Source organism: Nitrobacter sp., assembly GCF_051535235.1.
Lineage (GTDB): Bacteria > Pseudomonadota > Alphaproteobacteria > Rhizobiales > Xanthobacteraceae > Nitrobacter.
Genome location: NZ_JBPPLZ010000002.1, coordinates 352,376 through 364,429, shown reverse-complemented (window position 1 = coordinate 364,429; position 12,054 = coordinate 352,376). Strand labels below are relative to the sequence as shown.

Sequence of the window (12,054 nt, the reverse complement as noted above, 5' to 3'; positions counted from 1 at the left end):
CCGTCTGACATCTTCCTGCCCTAAAAGTCGTCGAAGTTGATGCTGCGTGAAAATTCCGAAGTCGATATATGGTGTAAAATACAATCGAAAACGCAGGGCGTTCGCGATGAGCCTCAAATTGACACAACATCCTTCCGACTACTCGCCGCAAATCCTGCATCCGGATTGGAGCGGCTTTGAGAGCCTGCCGGATACTGCCGAGAGCATCGCAGATTCCATCACACTGCTGAGAAATGAGAACGACAGATTACGCAAGATGGCCGCATCGTTGAGCGTGGAGGCTGAAAACATCCGGCAATCTCTCTCGCCGACGAAATCAACCGCCTTGCTGGTTTGATATTCTCCGATCATGACGGGTCGTCATGAGCATCTTGAAGAGAATCTTGATCCGTTCTCGTCCGATGCGAGACGGATTGACTACGAAAAAATACGACAGATCGGCGTTGGGCGATTTTGAGAGGGAAGCGGGAAGCGCGGGCCGGATCGGCGCACCGATCGATGGCCGGCTCGCCTGGGTCACGCCAGCAGCTTTCCAACACCGTCGACCGCGCATGATGAATTGGCACGGCTGAAGGAGATGACAGTGGATCTGTTTCGAGGCACGACGAACGACGCTGAGCAACAGAGAGTGCTGAGTCTCGACCGCGGGCTGTTCTTTGTGAATTACAAGAGTGCCGATGACGCCGCCTCGCCGCCTCACGTGGTAGTCGCCCCCGCCGAAGGGCATGAGCGGCACATGGAGATTATCCTACATCCCGATGCGACCGAGCCAACGTTGTGGCGGCCCAATTCCGGTCTTGTCGTTCGGGTCAACACGCCCGGCACCTTGCAGGTTCAGGTCCAGCCGGCAAGAGTGGGCGGATCACGAGCCGCTATCGTACGCGTCGAACAAATCCAGGCCGGCCAGGCACCCACGACATTCGGTGAGAACAACGGCGTAAGGATCCCCATGCACGTTGCGACCGAAGGCCTGAAGGTGCTCGGCCATGTGGCGGGTCGCGGCGATGTTGTCGTCGGCCCTAATGCATGGATCGCGGGGCCGACCGCGCCCTCGCGCGTGGAAGGCGTGGCTCTGGAGTGGCCGGACAAGCCCGCAAGCGTCGATATCCGTTACGCGGTCCAGTTCGCCAATGGTCAGTCCGGCAGCGGAAAGATGGTGCCGCTCGGCACCTATGCCGGTACTCGCGGCCGGGCTCTCCCTTTGACCGCCGTGGTTCTCGAAATGAGCGGCTCCGATGACCTTAGGTTTGTCGCCGAGGCAGGCTTCCTGAATGCGCCAACGCTTCGCGCGGTCGGCAGACGCGTGGTGTTGTCGGGTCCGACCAACCGCGAACCACTGGTCGGCATTCGCATCGGCATCGAGCATACCGCAACCGCAGAACAGGTCGTGGCACCTGCAATGCCGCGGAAGTCTGCCGGTTCTGCCCGGGTGAGGGTCTTCCGCAGTCAGCAACGTCAGGCGAGTGCGGCCCGATAAACCGCTGGTTTTCGCATTTTTCGGATTGCGCTCCGAAGGCCAGCAGCCGCTTCGAAGCACAGGTCAGGCGCTCACTGGTCAGGACAATGCCAGATGATCCTCGGGACCGCGAGTGATACTCAGGCTCGTGCCGGATTTAGCTCGCACGTCAAGCTCGAACGCATGGCCGCGCAAGCGATCACGGATCAGGACTTTCTCGCGGCGTTCAAATATGCGGACAGACGTTGCCGGATCGGTGCATCGGCCGCGCATTGCTTCGTTCTCCGCGCGGAGGCGAACTGGCAGTTGAAACGCCGGGAGGCGGCCATGGCCGACGTCGCCGAAGCGCTCCTCATCGACCCATCTGATCTCGCCGCCAATCGCAGGATGCTCGCCTGGGCAACGGACGACCGCCGGCAAGCCGCGGCGACCAATCTGATCGGCCGCGACAGCAATCCGACAATCCTGCGAGCCGCCATCGAGGAACTCCGCCGTGCGGGGAATCGGCATTGGACCGCCTGTTCGGTGTTTGACAATCACGTGACCGGCTGGGTCGCCTGGACGACGCCGAAGACGATCGAAGTCAGCCTTGCGGTTGAAAACGGCACTCTCACCAGCACGCTTGAACCCAATTCGTTTCATCCGCTGGCCGGCATGGAGCTTCAAGCGACGGCCTTTCTCGTTCGGCGTCCACCGTCGCGTACGCCTCAGACATTGACGCTGACATGCGACGGCGAAATCGTCCAGGTTCGCCGGCTCGCTCCCAACCTGTCGGCTCCGCCGGACATCCGAAGCGGCGCGCGCCAATCCGCCGCGCCACGATCCGAGATCATCGCGCCCACCGTCATCGTTCCGGTGTACGGGGACATACAGGCTACGCTCGATTGCTTCGACAGCCTCATCAAGGCGCGCGCATCGACACGGCGGCAGTCCTTCCGCATTCTGGCGGTTGACGATGCCACGCCGGAACCGGAGTTGCGGCGTCATCTGAAGGAGCTCGCCGCGGCCGGGACGATTGATTGTCTCGTGAACGAGATCAATCTCGGCTTCGTCGGCGCGGTCAATCGCGCGCTGGAGACCATACCGGCGGGCGATGTCGTGCTGCTCAATTCGGACACCATCGTGCCGCCGGGGTTCGTCGAGCGCCTGGCGGACGCGGCGCACTCTGCGCCGGGTATTGGAACCGTCACCCCGCTGTCAAATAACGGCGACATCTTTTCGTTTCCGACACCGAACGATTTCAATCCGATGCAAAGCTATGAAAGCATCCTTGAGATCGACCGCGTCGCGAGTGTCGCAAATGCCCGCGATGTCACGGACGTGCCGAGCGGCATCGGCTTCTGTCTCTATATTAAACGCGACTGTCTCGCCGCCATTGGCGGCCTCTCGGACAACTTCGAGCGAGGCTATCTCGAGGACGTCGACCTCTGCTTGCGCGCGCGCGCCAAGGGTTTTCGCAACGTCTGCGCGCCATCCGTCTATGTCGGACATCATGGCTCGAAATCCTTCCGGCACGAAAAGCGAAGTCTGGTGCTCCGCAATCTCGATATCCTTGACCGGCGATTCCCCGACTACCGACGGGAATGTCGCGCGTTCGAGGCTGCGGACCCGTTGCGGCCGGCGCGTGCAAGGCTCGATCGCGCGCTGAACTGGTCTTCTGATCCTTCCGTGCTGATTCTCGGCAATCGACGAAACATCACCGCCGTCGCCGAGGAGCGGGCCCGGCACCTCCGCGAGCGTGGCGAGCGCGCGATTCTCCTGCTGCGGGAGCGCGACGTCGTTCATCTCAAGGCGGCCGACGGCAGCAGCCCACAAACCGTCCGGTTGAGTTTCGACACCGACGCGGCCATCGCCGAGGCCGCCGATATCATGACCCGGCTGCATCCTGCTCGCGTCGAGATTATCGAGCCGAATCCGTTGCCCGAGTTGGTCGCGCTGATGCGGAGACTTGGCCTTCCCATCAATCCATGGGTGACATCAGGCGACCTCGGCGAAGCCGTCATCGCGCTTGCCGACGAAACGTCGTTGCTTGCTCCCGGCAAGGTGGCCATGGCGTTTGCGAAGGCCCGCTGGCCCAATCGCAAAATCGTCCTCAAGGATTGGCCGACCCGTCCGCTGACGCTGCCGCGGGTTCGCGGCGCGCGCCGGTCGCTTGCGATCGTACCTTCGGCCCCCTCGCCTGCATCGTTTCGCCTGATACGAAGACTGGCGGAGCACCTGGGGCGGCGGGAGCCATCCAGATCAATCGTCATCGCCGGTACGACAAGTGACGACGATCGGCTGATGTCCCACGCGAATGTTTTCGTAACGGGTGCGGTCACAGCCAGTGAGATCGGCGATGTGATCGCGCCGCATCATCCGGGCTGGCTGCTCACGGATTTCGAGGAGCCGGCGTTCGGCCATCCTCTCATCGAAACCTCGAGGCGGGCCTCGATACCTGTCGCGTATCGCGACTGGTCTGTCGGATCGGTCAAACCGCGCAAGCAGGATCTTGCGATCCCGGCGGACGCGGACGATCGAGGGCTGGTCGACGCCGTTATCGAGTGGATCGAGCGTTCAGGAGCATGACGCGCGTCATACCAGCCCGCAAACTGCCGATCGCCGAGCCGGGGCTGGTCAGCCGGCTCGCGCTCGGCGAGGACGGGACGGTGTCCGGTTTCGTGTTCGATCCGCGGGCTCCAGAACGCCGCTTCACGGTCGACATCCTGCTCGACGGCCTGGTGCTGAAGACGGCGCATGCCGATGCTTTCACGCCGGAATGCAGTCAGCAGGACCACAGCAACACATGCGGCTTTGCGGTGGCCATTGATCCTGATCTGCTCCGTTCGGCCCGCCATCTTTCAGCGCGCCTCGCCAATCTCGGAACTCCCGTCGGCCACCCCATCGATCTTGAGAACGCGGCTCCGGTCGGTCCAGGACCGGCGTGCAAGCTGCGTTGGCTGGGCGGCCTGCGTTTCCAGGGCTGGATCGACAGCGAAGCTGCCGTCACGCTGGAAGCGATCGTCGATGGAGAATCAGCCGCACAGTTGCGCGCCGCGGCCTGGACTCACATCGGCGGCGAAGCCGAGGGAGTGGCTTCGCGCAACGTTCGCGCTTTCGATTTCCACGTGCCGCAACGCTTTGCCGATGGCCGCGTCCATCGAATCCTGCTGCGGCGGGAAGACGGCGAACAGATTCCGGCAACAGCCGTCTTCGTCGCATTTCCAGATGGTCTCGCCGGAATGATCGACGTTATCGGCGGGTACGACGCCGAGCGGCTGCGCGGCAAGTTATACGATCAGCTCATTCCCGCCTCGCTGCCCCTTCACGACTACGCGGACTGGCGCGACCGCTTTCCCTTGCCGGAGCCGCAGCCAAGTTCGCTTCGGCTGGCGGTCGTGATCGCCGGCAGCGATGGCGCGCAACAAACGCTGTCCACGCTGGAAACGCAAAGCAACGAGAGCTGGACCGCGGGCGCGATCGACGGTCAGCCGCTCGTGATCGACAGCGATGCCATGCTGCAATTTCTGCACGACGCCGCGCCCGATGCGAGCCACGTCGTGGTGGCCATGGCGGGTGTGGCGCTGGAGCGCAATGCACTGGCGCGAATCGCCGCTGCTTTCGAGGCGCATCCGGATGCGTTGGCCATCTATGGCGACCTCGACTTTCTTTCTGACGATGGTCGCCTTTGGCCGCTCGCCTTTCCCGCATTCGATTATGAAAGAATGCTCGAGCAAGGGTATTGCGCGCATCTGTTCGCAGTCCGGCGTGACAGCCTGATCGCGGCGCTCGCGGCGCGGCCGGATAATCTCTACCGCCTCTTCAACAGCCTGCTGGACAGAGCCGGTCCGCGACAGGCGGATGTCCTTCACCTGCCCGGAGCGTTGGGGACGATGCCGGTGTTCGATCGCGCAAAAGCCGGCCGGTTGCTGTCTGACGCGAGCCAGTTGCACTTGCGGACGCGCGGAATTGATGCGGAAATCACCGAGCAGCGAGGCAATTTCTTTCCCGCGGTTCGAATCAGGCGACCCTTCGCGCGGCAACGGACCACCGTGATCATCCCGACGCGCGACCGCGTATCGCTGCTGCGCGCGTGCCTCGACAGCATTGCACCCGCAATCAGACGCTGTCGTGCCGATATTCTCGTCGTCGATAACGACAGCGCCGATCCGGAAACGATCGGCTTTCTTGCCGACCTGCCACGACGCGGCATCCAAACATTACGGATCGAGGGGCCGTTCAATTTCGCACGCCTCAACAATCGCGCCGCCGCAAAGGTCGATACCGACGTTCTCTGCCTCCTCAACAATGACATCGAGGCAAGCTCCGATGACTGGCTCGAAGAGATGCTGACGCGCCTGGGCGAACCGGACGTCGGCGCAGTCGGCGCGCTGCTGACCTTGCGAGGCGGCGTGGTTCAGCACGGCGGCGTGGTGCTGGGCATGAATTTTTCAGTCGCCCACGCTTGCACGGACAGAGTCGGCGATGATCCCGGCTTTCTCGATCAGTTGCTCGTGGCGCACGAATGCAGCGCGGTGACTGCGGCCTGCCTTGCGACCCGGCGAAGCGACTATCTTGCGGTCGGCGGGATGGACGAAAACCGCTTCGCCGTGGCGTTCAACGATGTCGACTATTGCCTGCGCCTGCGCGAGGCCGGCAAACGCATCGTCTTTACGCCGCACGCGAAGCTTATTCACGCCGAGTCCGCCAGCCGGGGCAACGATAACCGCGCCGACCGGCGAGACCGGTTCGAACATGAACTCAACCTGCTGCGGGCACGCTGGGGCGAGGTGCTCAATGATGACCCGGCCTACAATCCGCAACTGTCGCGTGACGGCGTTCCTTATGGCGGCCTGGCCTGGCCTCCCGGGCGACGGAATCCCCGGTACAGCCGTCCGCCACGCGGTCACGATTTGCCGTTGGGGTTTTGACGAGGTGCCGTTTTGACGAGGTGCTGCGGGCTTAGTAACTCGCCTGCTCGCGTTGCAAGGTGACGAAATTATCAAGCTCCGCCGATAACGCATCCTGCCAGGCCGGCGTGGTCACTCCGAAGCGGTCTCTCAAACGCGACAGATCGAGCCTTGAATTGCCGGGCCGTCTGGCCTTTGTCGGGAAATCCGCCGTTGCAATCGGGGTGATCGTCTTGACCGCGAGCTTCATGCCGCGCGACTTCAACCCCGCGACGATTGCGTCGGCAAAGCCGTGCCAGCTGGTCTCGCCGGTGCAAGCGAGATTGACGATACCGCCGCTGCGCGCAAACGACCGTTCGAGATTCGTCGCGTTCGGCAGCACGATGACGGCAACGGCATCGGCGATTGCGCTTGCGGTGGTCGGCGCGCCCACCTGGTCGGCGACGATACGGAGGTCCTCGCGTTCGCCGGCGAGCCGCGCGATGGTGCGCAGGAAATTGGCTCCGCCCGCGGCGTAAACCCACGAGGTGCGCGCGATCAGATGCGGTCCGCCGGCCGCCCGGATGGCGAGGTCGCCGGCGAGCTTGCTCGCGCCATAGACCGAGAGCGGCCCCGTGCGACTGTCCTCGCGCCACGGCCCGTCATCGGTTCCATCGAACACATAGTCGGTCGAGAAATGGAGCAGCGGCACGCGATGACGTGCGGCCCACGCAGCGATCGCGGCAGGCGCCTCGGCATTGACGCGGAAGGCGAGTTCACGCTCGTCCTCGGCGCGATCCACCGCGGTATAGGCCGCGGGATTGACGATGAGATCGGGTTTGAAAGAGTCGAGGGTCTTCGCAAGCGTCCCCGGCTTCGACAGATCGAATTCGGCGCGTGAGGGAGCAACCAGCGTGCCGCCCTTTCCCAGCAACGGCCGCAGCGCCCCGCCGACCTGACCGCTGGTCCCTGTCAACAAGATCCGCATCAGACCTGCCCATAGACCGGAAGGTTCTTGACGTCGGCAAGCAGCGGCGCGTCCGCGTCCTTGGCCGACAAGGACGGAGCCTCCACGCCCCAGTCGATGCCGATCGCAGGATCGTTCCAGCGAATCGAGAGTTCGTCCTTCGGACTGTAGAGTTCGTCGCATTTGTAAAAGAAATCGGCGGTCTCGGAGAGCACGACGAAACCGTGCGCGAAGCCACGGGGCACCCAGAGCTGGCGCCTGTTTTCTTCACTCAGTTCGACGGCCACATGACGCCCGAAATTCGGACTGCCGACGCGTACGTCGACGGCGACATCCAGCACCTTGCCGCGCAGTACGGTCACCAGTTTCCCCTGTGTCAGCGGATTTTGCAGGTGAAGCCCGCGCAGCACGCCACGGGCGGAGCGGGACATGTTGTCCTGGATGAACGGACGATTGACGCCGTGCTCGGCGTAACGGGGAAACTGATAGGTTTCGAGAAAAAAACCGCGCTGGTCGCCGAACAGCCGCGGCTCGACGATGATGACGTCAGGAACGTCCGTCTCGATAACATTCATTTCATGTCACTTCGGATTTATTAACTTACGGTGGGTCCTCATTGATAACAAACTTGCGAACTTAACACTATATGTTATGTTATCGACGATATATGTGAGGGGCCATGAAGGGGATTATTCTTGCCGGCGGGACGGGCTCGCGCCTTTACCCGGTGACGACGGTCGTCTCAAAGCAGCTCCTGCCCGTCTTCGACAAGCCGATGATCTACTATCCGCTCTCGACGTTGATGCTGAGCGGCATCCGCGAGATCCTTATTATTTCGACGCCTCAGGACGAGCCGCTGTTTCATCGGTTGCTGGGCGACGGCAGCGAGATCGGCATGCGGTTTGCCTATGCCACGCAGGAAACACCGCGCGGCTTGGCGGATGCCTTTATCGTGGGCCGCGACTTTATCGGCTCGGACTCGGTTGCGCTAGTATTGGGTGATAACATTTTCCACGGCCACGGGCTTCCGGGCATGTTATCGACGGCGGCCTCCCGCAACAGCGGGGCTACCGTGTTCGGCTATATCGTCAACGCCCCCGAACAATACGGGGTGGTCGAACTCGACGACACCGGTCGCGCGCGCTCCATCGAGGAGAAGCCGAAACGACCGAAGTCCAACATAGCCGTCACCGGGCTGTATTTCTACGACAACGACGTCGTCGAAATCGCGGCCCGCATCAAACCATCCGCGCGCGGCGAGATCGAGATCACAGACGTCAACAACGTCTATCTCGAGCGCGGAAACCTTTATGTCGAGGTGCTCGGGCGCGGTTTTGCCTGGCTCGACACCGGCACGCACTCCTCGCTCGTCGAAGCCAGTCATTTCGTTCAGATTCTGGAGCAGCGCCAGGGCTTGCGCATCGCCTGTCCCGAGGAGATCGCGCTGCGTCAGGGCTACATCTCGCTTCAGGCATTCGAGAAAGCCGCCGACAAGAACGCGAAGAGCAGCTACGGCGAGTATCTGAAGTCCGTTGCCCTTTCATACGAGTGTTGATTCCAGTTCACGGAGGCGATCGACGATGCGCTTCAAGGCTTCGACCATTTTCGTCACCGGCGGCGCGGGGTTCATCGGGTCGGCGGTGGTTCGTCATCTTCTGCACACGACCCACGCCCGCGTGGTCAACATCGACAAGTGCACCTATGCCGCGAACCTCGACTCCCTGCCCAGCGCCAACGAGAACCTGAACTACGCCTTCGAGAAGCAGTGCATTTGCGACGGCGCCGGCCTGCGCCATCTTTTCGAGAAATACCGCCCGGACGCGGTGATGAACCTCGCCGCGGAGAGCCATGTCGACCGCTCGATCGACGGCCCCGGCGAATTCATGCAGACCAACATCATCGGCACGTTCACCCTCATGCAGGAAACGTTGCGCCACTGGCGCTCGCTCTCGCCCGGAAAGCGCGAGAAATTCCGCTTCCTTCATGTCTCCACCGACGAGGTGTTCGGTTCGCTCGGCGACGAGGGCTTCTTCACGGAGGCTACGGCGTATGCGCCGAACTCGCCCTATTCGGCCAGCAAGGCCTCGTCCGATCACCTTGTCCGCGCCTGGCGCGAAACCTACGATTTGCCGACGCTCGTGACCAATTGCTCGAACAATTACGGGCCCTATCACTTTCCGGAAAAGCTGATCCCCCACATGATCATCAAAGGCCTCGCCGGCGAGCCGCTGCCGGTCTATGGCGACGGCAAGAATATCCGTGACTGGCTCTATGTCGAGGATCACGCGAAGGCGCTGGCGCTGGTGCTCGAGCACGGCGGCATTGGCGAAACCTACAACGTCGGCGGACGTAACGAGCGCACCAACCTGTACGTGGTCGAAAGCATCTGCCACCTGCTCGATGAGATTGCGCCGGAGATCACGCGCAGGCACGGCGACCTGATTACCTTCGTCGCCGATCGCCCCGGTCACGATCGCCGCTATGCCATCGACGCATCAAAGCTCGAGCGTGATCTCGGCTGGCGGGCGGAAGAGAATTTCGAAAGCGGCATCGAAAAGACGGTCCGCTGGTATGTCGACCAGCAGCCGTGGTGGCGGGCCATCCTGGCGCGAGGCTATGCAGCAAAACGCGTCGGGCTCAGCGGATAACGCGATCGCGACTCGTCAGGGAACAGCATGACTTTTCTATCTTGCGACCGGCAACCCGGGTCCGTAGCACCATGCGCATCGTGATGATCGGGGCCGGCTATGTCGGCCTGGTGTCCGGGGCCTGTTTCGCCGACTTCGGCCATGACGTCACCTGTATCGACAAGGACGCCGACAGGATCGCGGCACTGAACCAGTGCAGGATTCCGATCTTCGAGCCCGACCTCGACAAGCTGATCGAGTCCGGCGTCAATTCCGGTCGGCTGATGTTCGGGACCGACCTCTCCAGCGTCAGCGATGCGGACGCCGTATTCATAGCGGTCGGCACGCCATCCCGGCGCGGCGACGGACATGCAGATCTGAGCTATGTGCATGCCGCAGCGCGCGAGGTGGCCACGCGCCTGGAAGGCTTCACCGTGGTCGTCACCAAGTCGACCGTTCCGGTCGGAACCGGCGACGAGGTGGAGCGCATCATCCGGGAGACCAATCCGACGGTCGACTTCGCAGTCGTCGCGAACCCCGAATTCCTGCGCGAGGGCGCCGCGATCCGCGACTTCCAGCATCCAGACCGCATCGTGGTTGGCACCGAAGATGAGCGCGCGAGAAAAGTGATGGGCCAGATTTACCGTCCCCTGTATCTCAATCAGGCGCCCATACTTTACACCAGCCGTCGCACCGCCGAACTGATCAAATATGCCGCCAACGCCTTCCTCGCGACCAAGATCACCTTCATCAACGAGATCGCCGACCTTGCGGAACGGGTCGGCGCCAATGTGCAGGAGGTCGCCCGTGGCATCGGACTGGACAATCGCATCGGCGCCAAGTTCCTGCATGCCGGTCCCGGCTATGGCGGCTCCTGTTTTCCGAAGGATACCCGTGCGCTGTCGAAAACCGCGCTGGATTACGGCGTGCCGCTTCGCGTCGTCGAGGCAACGCTGACTGTCAACGAGACGCGCAAGCGCACGATGTCGCGAAAAGTCGCCGGCGCGCTCGATAATGACATCCGCGGCAAGACCATCGCCGTGCTGGGCCTGACCTTCAAGCCCGATACCGACGACATGCGTGAAGCCCCGTCCATCGCGCTGATTGCCGGCCTGCTTGATTTCGGTGCAAAGGTCAGAGCTCACGATCCCGTCGGCATGGAGCAGGCGAAGAAGGAGCTTTCCGACATCGAATATTGCGATGACCCCTATTCCTGCGCTCGTGGCGCCGATGCGCTTGTGATCGTGACGGAATGGCGGCAGTTTCGCGCGCTTGACCTTAAGAGGATCAAGACAGACATGGCGACGCCGGTGATCGTGGATTTGCGTAATATCTATCGGCCCGAGGACGTGCGATCGGCCGGGTTCAAGTATGAGAGCATCGGACGACAATAGCTCGAGCGGCAAGTGCTGGTCATCTGCGTGACCGCAGTCGAAAGGAAGCCATCATTGTTGCCGAGGATGTCAGCAGAGGAAGCGGCTCTATTCCTGTCGTTTATCAGAAACAGCCGCAGCTATGTCGAATTCGGAGCCGGCGGGAGCACTGTCGTCGCGTCGAAGCATGTCGAGCGTTCGATACTTTCCGTCGACTCGTCGCGCGACTGGCTCGATCGGGTCAGGACCGCATGCGCTTCGAGTCGAACCCGGCCCGAACTGGTATTTGTCGACATCGGTCCGACCGGAGAATGGGGCTACCCCACCGATCCCTCCACGAAATCGCGCTGGCCGGACTACCACTCCGCGATCTGGAAAATGCCGCACAGCACGACGGCCGATCTTTATTTCGTCGATGGCCGCTTCAGGATTGCATGCTTCGCGCAGATCGTGCTGCACTGTAATCCGAATGCGGTCATCGGCATTCACGACTTCACCTCACGCCCCAAGTATCATTGCGTGAGGGAAATCGCTCACGAGATTGCGACAGCAGGAGATATGTCGTTCTTCCGCCCGCTTCCGGAAAAGAAAATTGCCGAAGCCATGCTGGAGTCATTCCGCGAGGAGCCGTCCTAGAGCATTTTCGCGTTCGATTGAATCAGCAGCGAAGCTCTGTGACTTTGCTTTGACACGCTTTCTTCACGCGAACCGGTAGCCATCCGGGTCGAGCCCGAGGCCAGGTTCGCTCGAAAACACTATCGCG

The 12,054-nt window shown here is 62.0% G+C and carries 10 protein-coding genes; 8 read left to right on the top strand and 2 right to left on the bottom strand.

Annotated features, from left to right (window positions below; all coding sequences use genetic code 11):
• Positions 1–106 precede the first annotated feature (106 nt).
• The 4 genes from ACS3WA_RS04200 (at position 107) to ACS3WA_RS04185 (ending at position 6,366) form a co-directional block, all read left to right on the top strand.
• The gene (locus ACS3WA_RS04200) at positions 107–337 is read left to right on the top strand and encodes a hypothetical protein (protein WP_438277304.1); all 231 of its coding nucleotides are present in this window, start codon (positions 107–109) and stop codon (positions 335–337) included.
• A gap of 246 nt (positions 338–583) precedes the next feature.
• Positions 584–1,477, top strand: coding sequence for a hypothetical protein (locus tag ACS3WA_RS04195; RefSeq protein WP_438277303.1), 894 nt, complete (start codon positions 584–586; stop codon positions 1,475–1,477).
• A gap of 93 nt (positions 1,478–1,570) precedes the next feature.
• Positions 1,571–4,024 carry a glycosyltransferase family 2 protein gene (locus ACS3WA_RS04190; RefSeq protein WP_438277302.1) on the top strand — a complete coding sequence of 818 codons (2,454 nt, stop codon included), beginning with the start codon at positions 1,571–1,573 and terminating at the stop codon, positions 4,022–4,024.
• Entirely contained in the window at positions 4,021–6,366 is a 2,346-nt protein-coding gene (locus ACS3WA_RS04185; protein ID WP_438277301.1) for a glycosyltransferase family 2 protein, read from the top strand. The genes ACS3WA_RS04190 and ACS3WA_RS04185 overlap by 4 nt, the downstream gene beginning before the upstream one ends.
• Before the next feature lie 31 nt (positions 6,367–6,397).
• On the opposite strand, the gene rfbD is transcribed toward ACS3WA_RS04185, so the two are convergent.
• A complete protein-coding gene (gene rfbD / locus ACS3WA_RS04180) occupies positions 6,398–7,312 on the bottom strand; it encodes a dTDP-4-dehydrorhamnose reductase (RefSeq protein WP_438277300.1) in 915 nt (304 codons plus the stop codon).
• Positions 7,312–7,866 (bottom strand): dTDP-4-dehydrorhamnose 3,5-epimerase, encoded by a 555-nt coding sequence (gene rfbC, locus ACS3WA_RS04175; protein ID WP_438277299.1) that lies wholly within the window; start codon positions 7,864–7,866, stop codon positions 7,312–7,314. Before rfbC ends, rfbD begins: the two co-directional genes overlap by 1 nt.
• Before the next feature lie 104 nt (positions 7,867–7,970).
• Between rfbC and rfbA the strand changes: the two genes are divergently transcribed.
• The 4 genes from rfbA (at position 7,971) to ACS3WA_RS04155 (ending at position 11,927) form a co-directional block, all read left to right on the top strand.
• Entirely contained in the window at positions 7,971–8,846 is an 876-nt protein-coding gene (gene rfbA, locus ACS3WA_RS04170; protein ID WP_438277298.1) for a glucose-1-phosphate thymidylyltransferase RfbA, read from the top strand.
• A 25-nt stretch (positions 8,847–8,871) separates the two neighbouring features.
• Positions 8,872–9,939 (top strand): dTDP-glucose 4,6-dehydratase, encoded by a 1,068-nt coding sequence (rfbB, locus tag ACS3WA_RS04165; RefSeq protein ID WP_438277297.1) that lies wholly within the window; start codon positions 8,872–8,874, stop codon positions 9,937–9,939.
• A gap of 71 nt (positions 9,940–10,010) precedes the next feature.
• Entirely contained in the window at positions 10,011–11,312 is a 1,302-nt protein-coding gene (locus tag ACS3WA_RS04160) for a UDP-glucose dehydrogenase family protein (protein WP_438277296.1), read from the top strand.
• A gap of 66 nt (positions 11,313–11,378) precedes the next feature.
• The gene (locus ACS3WA_RS04155) at positions 11,379–11,927 is read left to right on the top strand and encodes a hypothetical protein (RefSeq protein ID WP_438277295.1); all 549 of its coding nucleotides are present in this window, start codon (positions 11,379–11,381) and stop codon (positions 11,925–11,927) included.
• Positions 11,928–12,054 lie beyond the last annotated feature (127 nt).

Coding starts and splice junctions, on each gene's coding strand:
- ACS3WA_RS04200 (WP_438277304.1), top strand. CDS start 107: ATGAGCCTCAAATTGACACAACATCCTTCCGACTACTCGCCGCAAATC.
- ACS3WA_RS04190 (WP_438277302.1), top strand. CDS start 1,571: ATGATCCTCGGGACCGCGAGTGATACTCAGGCTCGTGCCGGATTTAGC.
- ACS3WA_RS04185 (WP_438277301.1), top strand. CDS start 4,021: ATGACGCGCGTCATACCAGCCCGCAAACTGCCGATCGCCGAGCCGGGG.
- rfbD (WP_438277300.1), bottom strand. CDS start 7,312: ATGCGGATCTTGTTGACAGGGACCAGCGGTCAGGTCGGCGGGGCGCTG.
- rfbC (WP_438277299.1), bottom strand. CDS start 7,866: ATGAATGTTATCGAGACGGACGTTCCTGACGTCATCATCGTCGAGCCG.
- rfbA (WP_438277298.1), top strand. CDS start 7,971: ATGAAGGGGATTATTCTTGCCGGCGGGACGGGCTCGCGCCTTTACCCG.
- rfbB (WP_438277297.1), top strand. CDS start 8,872: ATGCGCTTCAAGGCTTCGACCATTTTCGTCACCGGCGGCGCGGGGTTC.
- ACS3WA_RS04160 (WP_438277296.1), top strand. CDS start 10,011: ATGCGCATCGTGATGATCGGGGCCGGCTATGTCGGCCTGGTGTCCGGG.
- ACS3WA_RS04155 (WP_438277295.1), top strand. CDS start 11,379: ATGTCAGCAGAGGAAGCGGCTCTATTCCTGTCGTTTATCAGAAACAGC.